Raw genomic sequence first — 17250 nt, 5'->3', positions numbered from 1 at the left:
GATTTATGGAAAATGTAACGATAAGAAAAATTTATTGTGAATGTATATGATGAATTATAAAATAGTAGTGGTTAAGGGGGGATTAGTATAATTATTTTTGCTACATTTGAACAAATGAAAACAAAATGTTAATTTATAGACTAAAAAACTATTTTTTCCTTTTTTCTTTTTTATTGATTTCTGCTTCTGCATTTTCTCAAACGAGACCTGTCAGGAAGTCCGAAAAAATAAAACCTTCTGCGGCCAGTCTTAGAGCTGGAGCATTCATTGATGTGAATGTACCTCCATATACGCCTTCAAATTATACACCGGAGCAGTTGGTAAAGAATATTCTGATCAATGGCGGTACCAACTGTACAACAGCCAATGTAACCAACGTTACCGTATCTCCGAATCATGATGTGACCAACAGCAACAGATTCTGGGGATATTTTCATAAAGGAACTACCAGTTTTCCTTTTACCGATGGTATTGTCCTTACTACAGGATACGCTTCAGAAGCCGGTAATAGCTATGTATCAGCTGTAGGACAATCAGTAGGAACAGGAAGTGATGCAGATCTTGTAGCCGCTACCGGAGCTACCGTTAGCTTAACGGATGCCGTGGCTCTTGAATTTGATTTCGTTCCGAATTCCAATCAGGTGAAATTTAATTATATCTTCGTTTCAGATGAATATACTTCCAACTATCCTTGTGACGGGTATTCCGATGCCTTTGCCCTTTTGCTGAAAAAAGCGGGAGATCCTACTTATACCAATCTGGCTGTACTGCCGGGAGGTGCGGGACCTGTAAGCGCAACCAACATCGTTCCTGCAGGAAACGGATTCAGCTGTGGGCCTATCAATGCTAATTATTTCGGGGCTTTGGCCAATCCGCATCTGGTCATTAATTACTATGGAAGAACAACACCTCTGACAGCTGTTGCAGATGTAATTCCAGGGCAGACCTATCATTTCAAAATGGTATTGGCTGATGCAAAAGATCCTTCGCATGACTCTGCAGTTTTCTTAGAGGGTGGATCTTTTGACGTGGGAATTAAAATTGTAGATGAAGCAGGAGTAGTGCTGCCGGGTAGTATCAACATGTGTGATAATACTCCAAAACAAGTGAAAGCACAGGTGGCAGCAATTCCGGGCATGACTTATCAATGGTACAAAGACGGAGTAGCAATTCCGGGGGCAACCAGTGCTGTGTACATAGCTACCCAGGCGGGAGTTTATACGGTAAAAGTAATGGTCCCGGGAAATCAGTGTCCTGGCGAAGCTACTATTACCATTATTGGAGGAACAAGCCCTACTGTACAAAATGCTGAACTTAAGCTCTGTACCACACAAGCTATTACCAGTTTTAATCTGGAAACAGCAAAACCTCTGATCAGTACAACGCAGGGAGCGGTATTCCGTTTTTATGCAAATCAGGCTGATGCGCAGGCTCAAAATAACAGTTATATCACCAATCTTACCAATTATACAGGAACAGATGGACAGATATTATATGTTCTGGTTTCCAATGGTGCTTTCTGTAGTAAAATTGCAACCTTAACGTTAAGAAAAGAAGAAACACCAACAGCATTGGTTACAGCACCGAGATTGAAAATCTGTGCCGGAGAATCCGTATTGTTAACAGCTACCGGCGGTGTAACCTATGAATGGAGCGATTCTGCAGCTGCTACCGGAGGAATCAGAACGGTAAGTCCAACTCAGACGACTACATATACGGTATATGCTATCGGAGCACAGGGATGTAAATCTCTTCAGCCGGCACGTATTACCATTGAAGTAGTACCGGCTATCGTTTCAAATTTAAAAGGCGGCTATATCTGCCAGGGAGATAAAATTATTCTGGATGCGGGTTCAGGACCAGGATATACCTATCAGTGGAGTACTGGTGAAACGAGTCAGAGCATTACAGTAGGTACTCCTGGGGAGTATTCAGTAGTAATCAGTAACGGGGTTTGTTCAAAAGAGTTCGAAACTGAGGTGATTAAAGCTGTAATTCCGGAAGTGATCAAAGTGGATTATAATGAGAGTGGAACCATGATCGTTACAGCAAGTAATCCAAGTAACGGTATCCTGGAATATTCAGTAGATAACGGAGTTACATGGCAGTCTTCCAATGTATTTAATAATGTACCTAAAAATAAAATCATTTCGATCAGGGTAAGAGTTAAATTTACAAGCTGCGTAGGTTTCCTTGAATTCTTTACATTCGTCATGAAAAATGTAATTACTCCAAACGGGGATAATATTAATGATACGATTGATTTCAGCGGGGTAGTTAATTACAAAGATTTCAGCGGTCAGGTTTTCGACCGATATGGAAGAGAAGTCTTCAAAGCAGCGAAGACCAGACCGTATTGGGACGGATATTTCCAGGGTAAAAAGCTTCCTACTTCAACATATTGGTATCAGGTAACCTTCGAAGATCCTGCGAGCAAGGAACTTACTGTGAAAACAGGCTGGATATTGCTTAAAAATATAGAATAATTTGAACTATAACTGAAAGACTGACTATTTTGTCAGTCTTTTTTTATTATTTTAAAATAAACAGAGTTGATATTCTAACATAAATAAATTTGCGTTAGTAATAATGTAAATTGTGTTAACTTGAATTTCAATTAAAAAAAATAGTATTTTTGTTTAAAATAATATAAAATGTTAAATAGGAGGATAGGAAATTTATTTTTAGCGTTATTTTTAGCTTTCATGGGAAACTTTATTTTGGCTCAAAATAAAGGAAGGGTAGAAATAGCATCAAAACCTACTGCTGCTTCTTTAAGAGCAGGTGCCTTTATAGATGTGAATGCACCCAGTTACCCGGAATCCGGCTATCCTATTACCCAGCTGATCAATGATGTTCTTATATCCGGAGGTTCCACCTGTACCAGCTCAAGTGTAAGCAATGTAACCGTCTCCCCCAACCTGGCCGCTACCAACCAGAACCGAAGCTGGGGATATTTTAATAAATCAAATACCAATTTTCCTTTCAGCAAAGGGATTATCCTTTCTACCGGATATGCCAATAAAGCAGGGAACACTCTTCAGGGAACTTTAAGTGATGATCTTGGAACCGGAGGTGATATAGATCTTGCGAATGCGTTGGGAATCGGTAATAATAACCTCACGAATGCCACCTCTATAGAATTTGACTTTGTGGCTGCCTCTACTGAAATTTCATTCCGATATTTATTTGCTTCTAAAGAATACCAGCAAAACTTTCCATGTACAATCACAGACGGTTTTGCTCTGCTGTTAAAAAAATCAACTGATCCTACTTATACCAATCTTGCAGTGCTTCCGGGAGGAGCAGGACCTGTAAGTGTAACGAATATACACCCGCAATATCAAAACTGCGGGCCTAAGAATGAAGCCTATTACGGAGGAACCAATACCGCTCAGATTGAAACCAATTTCAACGGACGTACCATTCCTCTTACTGCCAAAGCAACTGTAATCCCCGGGCAAACCTACCATTTTAAAATTGTGCTTGCGGATTATCAGGATCCCAACTTTGATTCAGCAGTATTTCTTGAAGCAGGGTCATTTGATATCGGGGTGAAAATACTGGATCCGGCTGGCGTGCAGCTTCCTGATTCTGTTAATATGTGTGATAATACTCCACAGACTTTTACAGCCTCTGTGCAGGGACCTAATATAACGTATCAGTGGTATCAGGGTACTACTCCGATTGCAGGAGCTACCAATGCAAGTTACACGGCAACAGCACCAGGGGTATACACCGTTAAGGTTTTCATCCAGGGGAATACCTGTCCGGGGGAAGCTACTATTACAGTAGTTGGCGGAACATCTCCTACAGTACAGAATGCTACATTAACAGCCTGTTATGCTGCCGGAAATGCAACTTTTAATTTAACATCAGCACAAGCTTCTATAAGTACTACTCCGGGAGCTGTGTTTACCTACTATACCACATTGGCGGATGCTAATGCAGGAAATGCCAATACAATCCCTAATCCAACAGCTCATCAGAGTGCGGGTGGAACAGTGTATGTAAGAGTAGCCAACGGTTTCTGTGCAAAAGTAGCACAACTCCAACTGGTAAAAGCTCCACAGATGATACCTACCATTGCCCCTCCGGCAGTGCTTACCTGTAACAATTCTCAGACCACGCTGGATGCATCAGCTTCCGTTTATCCGGCAGGAGCTACTTTCAACTGGACGACTACGGGAGGGAATATTGTTTCAGGAGCAACGACTTTAAATCCTGTGATTAATACTGCAGGAACTTATACTTTAACCATTACAAAAGTGTATCAGCCTGGAAATATCAGCTGTACAGCGGTAGGGACTGTAACGGTGACAGGAAACAGCGCTCCGCCGGTTACCGGGCTTACAGCAAGCAAAATAAAAATCTGTAAAGGAGATTCTGTAACACTTACCGCTTCAGGTGGAGCTACCTATAACTGGGGTAATGGCCTTACAGGAAACGGAAGTACACAGGTTGTTTCACCTACTGCCACCACCACTTATACCGTAACAGCAGTAGGAGCGAATGGCTGTGTTTCTCAAAACCCTGCAACGATAACGATAGAAGTTTCAGAACCTTTCACAGCGCAAAATGCAACACTTCATAAATGTTATCAGCCGGGATTAACTTATAATCTTACGGAAGCCCAGCCCCAGATCACCACAACTGCAGGAGTTACTTTTACTTACTACGTCAGTCAGGCTGATGCCAATGCTGCTAACGGAAACTTTATTGCAGCACCTACAACATATACGCCGCCGGGAGGAAGCCAGACTATTTATGTACTGGTAAGTAATGGAGGCTGCAGCTATGTAGTATCTCTGCAGTTATTAAGCACGGCTCAAACTACGCTTACCATTGCTGCACCACAAACAATTACCTGTACAACACCACAGGTTACCATCAATGCATCAGCATCTGTTGTACCGGCAGGATCTACCATTGCATGGACAACCACCGGAGGTACTATTGTCTCAGGAGCTAATACACTTACCCCTGTTGTAAGCGCCGGCGGAACCTATACTTTAACAGTGACGAATGTTTCACAGCCAGGAAATCTGAGCTGTACATTTACTGCTACAGTAACTGTTCAGGAAGATAAAGTACAACCGGTTGCTGCATTAGTTTCATCACAACCCCGTATTTGTGTAGGAGAATCCGTAACATTAACGGCTTCCGGAGGGGTAACCTATAACTGGGGGAATGGCCTTACAGGAAATGGAAACACCCAGGTTGTTTCGCCTACTACAACTACTGTATATACGGTATTTGCCGTTGGAGCTAACGGATGTATTTCTGCCACACCAGCGTCAGTTACTGTTCAGGTAGGTCCGCCAATAGCAGGCCTTACAGCCTCTAAATTGAAAATCTGTGAAGGTGAATCTGTAACATTGACTGCCACAGGAGGAATTACATATAACTGGATTGGCCTCACAGGAAACGGAAATACTCAGGTAGTTACTCCAACAGCAACAACAGAATATTCAGTATATGCATTGGGAGGAAACGGATGCAGCTCTGTGAATCCTGCCAAAGTTAAGATTGAAGTCGTTCCTGCAATCGTTTCTACATTAAAAGATGTATTTGTCTGTGCCGGAGATAAAGGAACACTGGATGCCGGTTCAGGACCAAACTATACTTATGTATGGAGCACGGGAGCCACTACTCAAACCATAACAACTAATATTCCCGGAACATATTCTGTGACAATCAGTAATGGGGTTTGTTCCAAAACTTTTTCGGCACAGCTTATTAATCCTGATCTGCCGCAGTTTACCAATATTGTGTATGATAATCATATTCTTACGCTTACGGCAAGTAACCCTACAGGCGGAGTTTTAGAATATTCCATCGATGGAGGATTGACATGGCACGAATCGAATGTGTTTACAGGTATTTTGAACAATACCATGTATACTGTAATGGTAAGAGTGAAAGGTGCTAAATGCGGTACTTCGCTGGATTATTTTACATTCATTATCAGCAACGCTATTACCCCTAATATGGATGGTATCAATGATACTATTGATTTCACCGGAATAAGCGGATACAAAGACTTCGCAGCTTCTATTTTCGACAGGTACGGTGCTGAAGTATTCAAAGCAAGTAAAGGAAATGTTATCTGGACAGGATCTTTAAAGGGAATTAATCTTCCTACTGCTACTTATTGGTACAGGGTACAATGGGAAAATCCAGCCAGTAAGAAAATGGAACAGCGTTCAGGATGGATTCTCCTGAAGAACAGAAACTAGATTTTATAAAAATAAAAATCAAAATAAAAATCTTTCAGTAATGAAAGATTTTTTTTGGTTTTGATGAATAAATATTATCGTGTTTTGTGAATTATGTAAAATAAGTGGAAAATATGTTAAAATGATTTGTAATACGATGCTGGCACAAGAAGTATGATTTGTCCGGATAGGGATTGATTAATGAAAATTTACTGTAAATGCTTTTTGTTTTGTTTTTTTATAGTAAAAAATATAAATATGTATGCGAGATATTTAAAAAAAAATTAAATTTGTTGAAACAAAAATATTATGAGAAGATATCTACCGCTTTGTTTATTTTTTTTAGTCATCTCGACTTTTTTATTTTCACAAGATCTGCCACCACGAAAACACGTCAAAGAAAGACCCTCAAATATGTCGGCAAGAGCTGGTGCTTTTATTGATGTGAATGCTCCGCAGTATCCTGAAACCGCTTATACTATTGAAAAAATGGTTAAAGATGTATTGATCTCTTCCGGGACCAATACCTGCCTTACTCCCAATGTAACCAATGTGAAGATTACTCCTAACCATGCGGCAAGTGAGGCAAACAGAGCATGGGGGTATTTTCATAAAGCTGCAACCAATTTCCCTTTTAAAGACGGGCTTATTCTTTCCACAGGGTATGCAAGAAGAGCTGGTAATACTTTTGAAGGCGGTTTGAGTGATGTCAACGGTGGAGGATCAGATGCTGATCTTGCACAGGTGATCGGGGTTGTGGAAAGCAGACTGAATGATGCCGTTCTTTTGGAGTTTGACTTCGTTCCAACAACTTCTCAGATCAAATTTAATTACCTTATTGCATCAGAAGAATATACTGGATCTTTCCCTTGTACCTTTGCAGATGCATTTGCCATCTTGTTGAGACCTACTTCAGGTGGACCTTATGTGAATATGGCTGTACTTCCGGGAGGTGCAGGTCCGGTAAGTATTACCAATATCCACCCTGCAATCGGAACCAGTTGTGGTGCGGTAAACGAGCAGTATTTTGCCGGTTACAACACAGGTAACGTTGAAACCAACTTTAACGGAAGAACAATCCCATTGACTGCCACAGCAACCGTAGTAGCAGGACAGCAATACCACTTCAAAATGGTAATTGCCGATTACAGTGACCATAGTTATGACTCTGCTGTATTCCTTGAAGGAGGATCTTTCAATATCGGGGTAGATCTTTTAGATCCTGCAGGAACAAAACTGCCTTCAGATATTAATGTATGTGATAATGTACCTCAGGTCATTACAGCTTCTGTAAATGATCCTAACCTTGTTTACCAGTGGTTCTTTAATGGAGCACCAATCCCGAATGCTACAACCAATACCATTACTGCAATACAGCCCGGTACCTATACGATCGAAGTAAGTGTTCCTGGTAATCCATGTCCGGGTAAAGCTTCAATCCAGATTCACGGAGGAACAACACCTCAGGCTCAGGATGCTACATTACTGCTTTGTACCACACCGGATATTACTACTTTCGATTTAAGTACAATTATGCCTACCATCAGCCCGACGCCTGGAGCTGTCTTTAAATTCTATGAAAATCAGGCGGATGCTGTTGCACAGAATAACAACTATATTCAGACACCTTTAAATTATAATGGTAACGATGGCCAGATTCTGTATGTTCTTGTTTCCAATGGAGGATTCTGTAGTAAAATTGTAGAATTGACATTACAGAAAGAAGCAACGCCAACCGCTAAAGTGAAGGCTTCCAGAATAAAAATCTGTCCGGGAGAATCTGTAACCCTTACGGCTGAAGGAGGAGATACGTATCTTTGGAGCAATTTCATGGGAACAGGGAATATGCAGACGGTTACTCTATATCAGACTACAACATTTACAGTATATGCAATTGGAGCAAAAGGATGTAAATCTCTTAATCCGGCAACGATCAGAATTGAAGTGACACCGGAAATTACCTCTACATTAAAAGACGTTGAAATGTGTGTCGGTGATGTTGTCACTCTGGATGCAGGAGCCGGTGATGGTTATAAATATCTTTGGAGTACAGGTGCTACAACACGGAAAATTGATGTAGACCAATGGGGAATCTACTCAGTAGAAATTGATAATGGTATCTGTAAGAAAGTTTTTGAAGCCAAAGTAATGGGGGCAGCAACTCCTTTTGTTACTGCATTAAATTATGAAAGCATCAAAAAAACAGTAACAATTACAGCTGAAAACCCGCCAATGAACAATACACCAAGCACTTTGGAATATTCTATTGATGGTGGTATCACATGGCAGGATTCAAATGTATTTACGAATCTTTTAGACAATACAAACTATACTGTTTTGGTAAGAAGAGTAGGCACGCATTGTGTGGGATCTCTTGAATTCTTTACATTGCAGATCAACAATATCATTACGCCAAACGAAGATGGAATTAACGATGTATTGGATCTTAAGGCTCTTGGAGACTTTAAAAACTTTACGGGTTCTATCTATGACAGATATGGAGTGGAAATGTTCAGGTTCTCAAAAGAAAATCCAGTCTGGGACGGAACAGTAAGTGGTAAGAGACTTCCTACAGCAACATACTGGTATAAGTTCAATTTTGAATATCCGAAATCAAAAGCTCAGATGAACTGGTCAGGATGGATCATGCTGAAAAACAGAAACTAAAATTGATAATGTACTATAAAAGAAAGCCTTTCGGATTTATTTGAAAGGCTTTCTGCTTTTAACAGACAGTGTATTGTAATGTATTCAGCAAAAAAGCTCCCGGTAAGGAGCTTTATAATGATTGTTTTATTGATTTTCTTTCCACAGATTTGCAAAGTGTATAAAATCTGCTACACTCAGTTCTTCTGCTCTCTTATCTAAAAATTCGTGCCCTTTCAAGGCTTCAGGAATATTGAGTGTCTTTAAAGCATTGGAAAGCTTTTTTCTTCTTTGGTTGAAACCTGTTTTCACGATCTGTTTAAACAGGACTTCATTGCCCGCAAGCCCTTCTTTAGGGTTTCTTGTAAGTCTTATTACTCCCGATTTTACTTTTGGAGGAGGATTGAAGACATTCTCATGTACCGTAAACATATAAGATACATCATAATAAGCCTGTATCAGAACAGAAAGAATACCATAATCTTTAGTTCTCGGAACAGCCGCCGTTCTTTCCGCTACCTCTTTCTGGAACATTCCTACCATTTCCGGGATCAGCTGGTAATGGTCTACAATCTGAAACAGAATCTGTGAAGAAATGTTATAAGGGAAATTACCAATGATTGCAATCTGATCATCCTTGATAAAACTGAAATCCTGCTTCAGAAAATCGCCAACAAAAGTTTCTTCAGTTACTTTTGTATAGTTGTTTTTCAGGTATTCTATAGATTCTGTATCTATTTCGGCAAGGTAAATATTCTGATCCTTTTCAAGAAGATATTTGGTAAGAACGCCCATTCCGGGACCTACTTCCATAATGTTGGTATAGTTCTCAAAACTAAGACCTTCTACGATTTTTCTTGCGATATTTTCATCTGTCAGGAAGTGCTGTCCAAGATGTTTTTTTGCTTTTACACTCAAAGTTTTTTATGATTTTATTAACAGTGATTTTCTTTATTTCGTCCCAAATTTCGGAAGATTTTTTCTATTTTAGCCAAAAATTTTAATATTAATGGCTAAATCTGTAGATGAATTTAATAAGAAAAGGCTTCGGTCCAGCAATATTACAGTAGTGATAAGTATTGCCTTAGTGTTATTTTTGTTAGGATTAATGGGGCTTATTCTGATTAATGCCCAGAAGTATTCTGACTATATCAAAGAACAGTTGGTAGTGAATGCCTACTTTGATGAAAACTATGACGCTAAAGATTCTGTAAAAATTGCAAAACTTGATGAAGAAACTTTTAAAAAGGTACAGTTATTAGCCCCTGTAAAAAAAGCGACTTATATTTCAAGAGAAATGGCGGCAAAAGAAGCCAAGAAAAGTATGGGAATCGACAGTGATGCATTGTTTGAGGAAAATATTTTCCCTTCTTCTATTGAAGTGGCTTTAAAGCCGGAGTTCGTAGATCCAGCAAAAATTGATGAAGCTATTAAAGAAATCAAATCCGTTCCCGGAATTATTGATGTTAAAAATGACAGTACTCTGATGGTAGATGTCTACAATAACCTGAGCAGAATACTGAAATGGATCTTAGGATTTTCGGTTCTGTTCCTGATATTGGCAGTTGTATTGATCAACAACTCTATCCGTCTCAAAATATTCTCGAAGAGATTTATTATTAAAACTATGCAGCTGGTAGGGGCGAAAAGAAGATTTATCCTTAAACCTTTCATTGTGGAAGCTATTATTTTAGGAGCTATCGGTTCTGTTATAGGTCTTCTCGCTTTGGGCGGAGTCTGGTATTATTTCACAAGTCAGATTGGTTCTGCTTTCGTACAGGACAACAACCAGTACTTCTGGTTAGTAATCCTGGTACTGGGTGTTGGAATTTTTATTTCTGTCTTAAGTACCATTTTCGCTACATGGAGGTTCTTGAAATCAAACGTTGACGATTTATATTACTCTTAATAATGAGCAAAAAAACAAATAAATTTTCTGCTTCAGACTACGGGCATGAAGCTGAAGTACCACAGGAAAACGCTTTCTATTTCGGACAGCAGAATTTCAAATGGATGCTGATCGGATTAGCCTTCATTGTAGTAGGATTTCTACTTATGATGGGACCTGATGCCAATACGGTAGATGGGAAATTTGATCCTAACTCATGGAATGACGGGATCTTTTCTATCAGAAGAATCAGAATAGCACCTTTGTTTGTTGTTATAGGATTTGCAATAGAAGTGTACGCGATCTTAAAAAGAAAATAAATAAAATAATTTTATTTAAGGATTAAAAAATTTAAGAATTGAAAGATGTAAGCCAATGAGCTGATTTTTCTAATTCTTAAATCTTTTAATCTTTTTAATTTTTAAAAGAATATGGATTTAATCAAAGCAATTATTATTGCCATTGTAGAAGGCTTGACGGAATATCTTCCGATTTCCTCTACAGCACATATGGGATTTACTGCGAATCTTATGGGGTTGGAAGAAACAGAATTTTTAAAAATGTTTCAGGTGTCTATTCAGTTTGGAGCTATTCTATCGGTGGTGGTAGCCTATTGGAAAAAGTTTTTTGACTTAAATAATATTCAGTTTTATTTTAAACTTGCATTTGCTGTAGTTCCGGCTTTGGTGTTGGGATATTTATTCGATGATAAAATTGAAGCCGTTCTTGGGAACCAGATTGCGATTTCTTCCGTATTGGTTTTAGGGGGTGTTGTTTTGCTGTTTGCAGATAAATGGTTCAGGAATCCTAAAATTGATGATGAAAAAGGAATCACCATAAGAAATGCTATTACCATTGGTTTTTGGCAGTGTCTTGCGATGATGCCGGGAACAAGCCGTAGTGCGGCCTCTATTATTGGAGGAATGGCACAAGGTCTTACCAGAAAGGCTGCTGCAGAATTTTCTTTTTTCCTTGCTGTTCCTACAATGCTGGCAGTAACGGTATACTCAGTTTTTGTTAAGACCTGGGGAAAAGAAACCGCAAATCCGCAGAAAGGATACGAAATGATTATGTCTTCACAGGATCATATTATGATCTTCGTGGTTGGAAATATTGTTGCATTTATTGTGGCACTTATTGCCATTAAAGCATTTATTGGAGTGCTTAATAAATATGGATTTAAACCTTGGGGCTGGTACCGTATTTTTGTAGGAATTGCCCTGTTGATTTATTTTTATTTCTTTAAATAAGGAATTTTTATACCCATTCATGACTGCGGAAGAACTGAAATCAGGATACATTTTTTTATTGGACAAACCTTTGGACTGGACTTCCTTCCAGGCTGTCAATAAAATGAAATATAAACTTAAAAGGGAATTTTATCTTCCCAAGAAATTTAAAATCGGACACGCCGGAACCTTAGATCCAAGAGCAACCGGGCTTCTTATTGTCTGCTGTGGAAAATTTACAAAGAAAATTCCTGAAATTCAGGATGCTCCCAAAGAATACTGGACAGAGATCAAGATCGGTGTGCAAACAGAATCCTATGATACCGAAAAACCGGAAATTCTTCACCAGGATATCTCTCATATTACTGAAGAACAGGTAAAAGAAGTGCTGGAAAAATTTGTTGGAGAAATTGAACAGAAACCACCCGTTTATTCAGCGATTAAAATTGATGGCGAAAGAGCTTACAATCTTGCCAGAGCAGGTGAAGAAGTGGAAATGAAGGCAAGAAAAACAACCATACATTATATCAAAGACATAAAAATTGATTTTCCTTTGGTGAGTTTCATGGTAGGCTGTTCAAAAGGAACATACATCAGAAGTCTGGCTCATGATATCGGGCAGGAATTGGGAGTAGGAGCTTATCTGACACAGCTGAGACGTACCAAAATTGGTGATTATGCCATTGAAGATGCTACAGATCAGTTCCTGAATAACGAGTACAGATTCGAAAGCCTATGAAAATAAAATTATCCATTTTCTTATTAATATTTTTTTTTTGTAAAGCATTTTCTCAGGATACAGAAACTGGAAAATCAAAAATGGATTTCTACTTCAATCCTTCTTTGAATGTAGGATTTAATATTAATAAGAAGAACCAGACCAGCAATTCGCAGTATATTGAAAACAGATCTTCATTAGGAAATCTTACTTATGGGATTACTGCTGTGGGTGGATATAATTTTCTTCCTAACTTTGCATTGGGAACAGGATTTAAATATAGTTTTATCCAGGATAATTATCATCTGATTTATTGGGTTATTCAACCAAAGATTATTTTTTCTCCGGGAGAAAGACCTTTTTATATCGATATTAATTATGGAAAACAGCTTAATCACTCTGCTGTTTCAGATACTGAATTCTGGGGCGGGAGACTGGGAATGCAGGTTTCCTATTCAAAAAGATTGAGCCAGGAAGGAGGAATTGTTTTTGAATCACATCGGCTGAAAGATGGAACTGACGGTTTTTTCATAGGCCTGAGCTATGGAATTACCCTTTTCAGCAATAAAAATTATACCGGTTACGGAAAAGACTAATGGAAAAGACACGTATTAATAAATATTTATCAGAAGCAGGATACTGTTCGAGAAGAGCAGCTGATAAACTTTTGGAGGAAGGCAGAATTAAGATAAACGGGAAAATTCCTGAACTGGGAACCAAAGTTTCTGATGAGGATCTCGTAGAAGTGGACGGAAAACCCATCAGAGAACCTCAGGAAAAACCTGTGTATATCGTTTTTAATAAACCGGTAGGAATCGTTTGTACTACCGATACCAAACGTGAAAAAAATAATATCGTAGATTATATCAACCACCCGAAAAGAATTTTTCCTATCGGAAGACTGGATAAACCTAGTGAAGGGCTTATTCTCTTAACGAGTGACGGTGACATCGTTAATAAAATACTGAGAGCACGAAATAATCACGAAAAGGAATATCTGGTTCGTGTAGATAAACCGATCACTCCAAAATTCCTGGAGAAAATGAGAAATGGAGTTCCCATCCTGGATACTGTGACTAAAAAATGTGAGGTAGAGAAGATTGATGAAATGAATTTCAGAATTATCCTTACTCAGGGACTGAACAGACAGATCCGAAGAATGTGCGAATATCTGGGGTATGAAGTTAAAAAACTCAAGAGAATCCGTATTATGAATATCAAACTTGATCTGCCGATAGGGAAATGGAGAGATATGACTGATGAGGAGCTTAATACCTTAAACTCTTTGCTGGTAGATTCCAGTAAAACATTTGATTAAAAATATCTAAGATACTTTATAACGGTTTTAATTTCATGCTTCCTTGTATTAGCTACAGGAAGCATTATTTTTTAATGTTATTTATTATTTTTTTCACATATTGGTGTAATATGTTTTTGTTTTCATTGGAAATGTTTTATATTTATAATACTAACAATGATAATCACAAAACCATGAAATTAAAATTGAATTCAGTGTTCTTGTTTGTTATTCTGGTAATATCCACGGGTTGCCTGAATGAGAACCACAATCCCGATCATCATAATACTTCGTTTTACATTGATTACAGAAGTCTGAAAGGGGCATCAGACGGAATAGCCGTTATAGAACTCGATCCTGAAGCTCCGAATTTTGGAAACATCAGCAGTAAGCTTGAATTGGGTAATGGGGTATTGCCCCATCATATTTATTACAATCTGGATGCAAAAAAAATGTTCACCACTGCTTTGGGAGGCAGTTATCTCTATGAAATAAAAACGGATAAAGACCAGTACGGACAGCCGAAATTAATCAGTGCAACTCCTATTGATACGGGCGAGAATACAGTAGGTGAAAACTTGTTTTTCACAAATGACGGTAGATATTTTATGACCTTTATGGGTGGGGCAGGAGGTCCGAAAGACGGAAGTATTGGCGTTTTTAATGCTAATAATAATCAGCTTATCAAAACGATTAAAGCTCCCATTCAGGCTAATCCCGGTAAGTTTATCATGTATCCGCATGGCATTTCCGTTAATGAGGAAAAAGGATTAATGATGGTGACTTCTACCATTCACCCTGATCTTACGACAGGAATGGGAAATACCTGTACTTTGTTAGATCTGAATACCTATGAAATCAAGGAAACATACCAGGTAGCAGACTCACCAACAGATTTGTCCGCTCCGGTTGAGGTATTGTTACTTCGCGGAAAATTTCCACAATATGCACTTGCTACAACAATGCTTGGCGGTGATATCTGGATTGCCCCATACAATACCGCAACCAAAAAATATGATGCTTTTACCAAGATTTTTGACGGAAGTACACAAGGATTAGGCTGGGCGCTTGAAATGTATATTGATGATACAAACAAGCTCTATGTAAGTTTTGCAGATCCTGGAAGAGTGCTTGTTTTTGATATAAATAATCTTCCCCAGCTAAAGCTTTTGAAGACTTTTGAAGCTGACAGAGGGGCGCATCATATGGTTTTCTTTAAAACCAAGTCAGGAAAAGATGTTGTAGCAGTACAGAATAACCTATTGGATCTTCCTAACTTAAATTCCGGTACGATTAGTATCATTGATATTAATTCCGGGAAAAAATTAGGAACAGTAGATTTAAGGAATAAATATGGAATTCTACCGGAATCTATTGAAGGAACTAACGGGCCAGGCAGTTATATGCATCACTAAAATGTAGGACATTATTCACAGTATAACTCTTCCGGAATATTATTTCGGAAGAGTTTATGTCAACTTCTTGTTGTCATGTTATTTTACATATAATTTCATTCTTTCTTCATACTCAGGTTTCAGTTTTAAGAGTTTCCATATTTTTTTATCATCTGGATTACTAATCCTGTAGAATATGATTTTATCTGCTGAGTACTTGAAATAAGGATGATTTTTAAGCCATTCCTCCGGTGCATTTACTAATGAGTACCGGGGAACACCTGATGTATTCAATGGTGCTATTGAAATCAGTTTCTGAACCAGATCCAGATCGATATTGTAAGTGCTTAGAATTTGCTGCTTATTCATAAAACCTCCCAGTTTCTTTCTGAAACCAATGATTGAACCTGCACTTCTTTCATCCAGTCCGAATTCTATAAGCTGTTTAAACGTAATGGTATTAAGGTCTGTTTTTGAAAAGTCTGTTTTTTCCTGCTGTTTTTCCTGAAGTTTGATATAAGGTTTCATTTCCTGAAATTTCTCAGCAGAAATCACAAAACATTTCTGCAGATCGTCCAGGCTTTTAAAGCTTCCTCTTAAATTGCGGTTCCGGTAATTGAGGATTGTGATTGCTTGTTTTTCTGAGAATCCAAGTGTTTTCCAGCCCTCTAAGTCCAGTTGATTAGGATCAAAAATATGATATTGAATTCTGGATTTCACAGTATTATCCTTCGCAAAATTCCTGAAGTTTTCCGGAGTTTTTGCCGGCAGCAAAAGATAAGGTTCGATTTTGCTGTAATTCTCCGGGGAAATGATGAAGCATTCTTTAAACTTTTCCTTACTGATAAAACTTCCCCCGAGATAATTTTTATACTTTATAATAGCTTCTGCCTGCTTTTCACTGAAACCCATCTTAAGCCAGTCGTGGACAGAAAACCGATCAGGATTGAATTTCGCTGAAACCAGAATTTCTTTCTTTCCGTAGGAAGAGAACCCTTTTGGATCCTTTTTTTCTGTTACTTCAGGAAGTAAAATGAAAGAGGCCAGCTCACTGAATTTCTCTTCGGAAATAGCATAACACTTTTTCAACTGCTCTTTTGAAATAAATTTTCCTCCTACCATATCTTTATACTTAAGGATGGTAGCAGTTTGTTTCTCTGAAAATCCAAGTTTCAGCCACTGTTCTTTATCCAGTGTATTGGGATCAAAATCTGATAGATTTTGTATTGAAGAATCTTTAATAAAGGTAACTTCAGGAAAAGGTTCTTTTTCACGACTGGTGTATTTCTGATAGGCGAATAAAACAGTCAGCAATGTGACCATCAATGCCAGTTTCCGGTAATAGTTTTTTCTCATCATACAGTAAACCTATTAATAAAAATAAAGCACTGCAATAGCTGATAATGAAATGGTTAAAAATGATGTAGAGAAAGCATTTTATGGTTTAAAAGGTGGCGGGAATATTGTCTTTTATGTGATATAATTTCGTAGAGAAATAAAAGTCCTGACTGCATTTTAGAATGTATTTCTTCAAACGGCTTGGTTTTTGTAAATTTTTTATCACACCTAATTAATCGATATAAATATGAATTACACAGAAGCATTAAAATACAAGGAAGAGGCATTAAAAAAAGCCGACAGTACAGTGGCTGACAATTACCATATTGTTATAGTTCCGGCTGATACAACTGAAAGTTCGAGGTATATTGAAGAGTACACCAAAAAGCCTGAAAACTTTAAAGATGACAGCTGTAAGAAATACTGTTCAAACGGAGAATATCTGGTGGTGAGTTTTAAGAAAGAAGAATAGCTTCGAACAAAAATAAGTAATAAATTATTGCCCTTTTCTAAGGTATGAGT

General features: G+C 38.2%; 13 protein-coding genes. 11 read left to right on the top strand and 2 right to left on the bottom strand.

The window, feature by feature from the left end; genetic code table 11:
• The first annotated feature begins 125 nt into the window (after positions 1-125).
• The 3 genes from FFS26_RS14415 to FFS26_RS14405 all read left to right on the top strand — a co-directional run bounded on the left by FFS26_RS14415 (position 126) and on the right by FFS26_RS14405 (position 8885).
• The gene (locus FFS26_RS14415; RefSeq protein WP_137905354.1) at positions 126-2486 is read left to right on the top strand and encodes a choice-of-anchor L domain-containing protein; all 2361 of its coding nucleotides are present in this window, start codon (positions 126-128) and stop codon (positions 2484-2486) included.
• Positions 2487-2654: 168 nt separating this feature from the next.
• Positions 2655-6239: a choice-of-anchor L domain-containing protein gene (locus FFS26_RS14410; RefSeq protein ID WP_137905353.1), complete on the top strand. Its 3585-nt coding sequence runs from the start codon at positions 2655-2657 to the stop codon at positions 6237-6239.
• A gap of 393 nt (positions 6240-6632) precedes the next feature.
• Positions 6633-8885, top strand: a complete 2253-nt coding sequence (locus FFS26_RS14405) for a choice-of-anchor L domain-containing protein (protein WP_228449441.1) — start codon at positions 6633-6635, stop codon at positions 8883-8885.
• Positions 8886-9011: 126 nt separating this feature from the next.
• Here the strand turns inward: FFS26_RS14405 and rsmA are convergent, their stop codons facing one another.
• Positions 9012-9782 carry a 16S rRNA (adenine(1518)-N(6)/adenine(1519)-N(6))-dimethyltransferase RsmA gene (gene rsmA / locus FFS26_RS14400; protein WP_137905351.1) on the bottom strand — a complete coding sequence of 257 codons (771 nt, stop codon included), beginning with the start codon at positions 9780-9782 and terminating at the stop codon, positions 9012-9014.
• A gap of 91 nt (positions 9783-9873) precedes the next feature.
• Here rsmA and FFS26_RS14395 point away from each other — a divergent pair, with 91 nt between their 5' ends.
• From FFS26_RS14395 to FFS26_RS14365, 7 genes are all read left to right on the top strand, one after another.
• The gene (locus FFS26_RS14395) at positions 9874-10773 is read left to right on the top strand and encodes a cell division protein FtsX (RefSeq protein ID WP_137905350.1); all 900 of its coding nucleotides are present in this window, start codon (positions 9874-9876) and stop codon (positions 10771-10773) included.
• Between the two features lie 2 nt (positions 10774-10775).
• Positions 10776-11072, top strand: a complete 297-nt coding sequence (locus FFS26_RS14390) for a DUF3098 domain-containing protein (protein ID WP_110009308.1) — start codon at positions 10776-10778, stop codon at positions 11070-11072.
• A gap of 111 nt (positions 11073-11183) precedes the next feature.
• Positions 11184-12002 (top strand): undecaprenyl-diphosphate phosphatase, encoded by an 819-nt coding sequence (locus FFS26_RS14385; RefSeq protein ID WP_137905349.1) that lies wholly within the window; start codon positions 11184-11186, stop codon positions 12000-12002.
• A 19-nt stretch (positions 12003-12021) separates the two neighbouring features.
• Positions 12022-12720: a tRNA pseudouridine(55) synthase TruB gene (gene truB / locus FFS26_RS14380; RefSeq protein WP_137905348.1), complete on the top strand. Its 699-nt coding sequence runs from the start codon at positions 12022-12024 to the stop codon at positions 12718-12720.
• 80 nt (positions 12721-12800) lie between these two features.
• Entirely contained in the window at positions 12801-13295 is a 495-nt protein-coding gene (locus tag FFS26_RS14375; RefSeq protein ID WP_137905347.1) for a hypothetical protein, read from the top strand.
• The gene (rluF, locus tag FFS26_RS14370; RefSeq protein ID WP_110009312.1) at positions 13295-14017 is read left to right on the top strand and encodes a 23S rRNA pseudouridine(2604) synthase RluF; all 723 of its coding nucleotides are present in this window, start codon (positions 13295-13297) and stop codon (positions 14015-14017) included. Before FFS26_RS14375 ends, rluF begins: the two co-directional genes overlap by 1 nt.
• A gap of 173 nt (positions 14018-14190) precedes the next feature.
• On the top strand, positions 14191-15411 hold the full coding sequence (locus FFS26_RS14365; protein WP_137905346.1) for a YncE family protein: 1221 nt from the start codon (positions 14191-14193) through the stop codon (positions 15409-15411).
• 78 nt (positions 15412-15489) lie between these two features.
• On the opposite strand, the gene FFS26_RS14360 is transcribed toward FFS26_RS14365, so the two are convergent.
• Positions 15490-16749: a helix-hairpin-helix domain-containing protein gene (locus FFS26_RS14360; protein WP_137905345.1), complete on the bottom strand. Its 1260-nt coding sequence runs from the start codon at positions 16747-16749 to the stop codon at positions 15490-15492.
• Positions 16750-16975: 226 nt separating this feature from the next.
• Here FFS26_RS14360 and FFS26_RS14355 point away from each other — a divergent pair, with 226 nt between their 5' ends.
• The gene (locus tag FFS26_RS14355) at positions 16976-17200 is read left to right on the top strand and encodes a hypothetical protein (protein WP_110009315.1); all 225 of its coding nucleotides are present in this window, start codon (positions 16976-16978) and stop codon (positions 17198-17200) included.
• Positions 17201-17250 lie beyond the last annotated feature (50 nt).

It is taken from the genome of Chryseobacterium sp. 2VB, from assembly GCF_005503635.1.
GTDB classification, from domain to species: domain Bacteria; phylum Bacteroidota; class Bacteroidia; order Flavobacteriales; family Weeksellaceae; genus Chryseobacterium; species Chryseobacterium cupriresistens.
This window is presented reverse-complemented; position numbering and strand designations above follow the sequence as displayed.

Bases quoted from the DNA above. Each gene is read 5' to 3' on its own strand.
- FFS26_RS14415 (WP_137905354.1), top strand. From the start codon at position 126: ATGTTAATTTATAGACTAAAAAACTATTTTTTCCTTTTTTCTTTTTTA.
- FFS26_RS14410 (WP_137905353.1), top strand. From the start codon at position 2,655: ATGTTAAATAGGAGGATAGGAAATTTATTTTTAGCGTTATTTTTAGCT.
- FFS26_RS14405 (WP_228449441.1), top strand. From the start codon at position 6,633: ATGTCGGCAAGAGCTGGTGCTTTTATTGATGTGAATGCTCCGCAGTAT.
- FFS26_RS14395 (WP_137905350.1), top strand. From the start codon at position 9,874: ATGGCTAAATCTGTAGATGAATTTAATAAGAAAAGGCTTCGGTCCAGC.
- FFS26_RS14390 (WP_110009308.1), top strand. From the start codon at position 10,776: ATGAGCAAAAAAACAAATAAATTTTCTGCTTCAGACTACGGGCATGAA.
- FFS26_RS14385 (WP_137905349.1), top strand. From the start codon at position 11,184: ATGGATTTAATCAAAGCAATTATTATTGCCATTGTAGAAGGCTTGACG.
- truB (WP_137905348.1), top strand. From the start codon at position 12,022: ATGACTGCGGAAGAACTGAAATCAGGATACATTTTTTTATTGGACAAA.
- FFS26_RS14375 (WP_137905347.1), top strand. From the start codon at position 12,801: ATGGATTTCTACTTCAATCCTTCTTTGAATGTAGGATTTAATATTAAT.
- rluF (WP_110009312.1), top strand. From the start codon at position 13,295: ATGGAAAAGACACGTATTAATAAATATTTATCAGAAGCAGGATACTGT.
- FFS26_RS14365 (WP_137905346.1), top strand. From the start codon at position 14,191: ATGAAATTAAAATTGAATTCAGTGTTCTTGTTTGTTATTCTGGTAATA.
- FFS26_RS14360 (WP_137905345.1), bottom strand. From the start codon at position 16,749: ATGATGAGAAAAAACTATTACCGGAAACTGGCATTGATGGTCACATTG.
- FFS26_RS14355 (WP_110009315.1), top strand. From the start codon at position 16,976: ATGAATTACACAGAAGCATTAAAATACAAGGAAGAGGCATTAAAAAAA.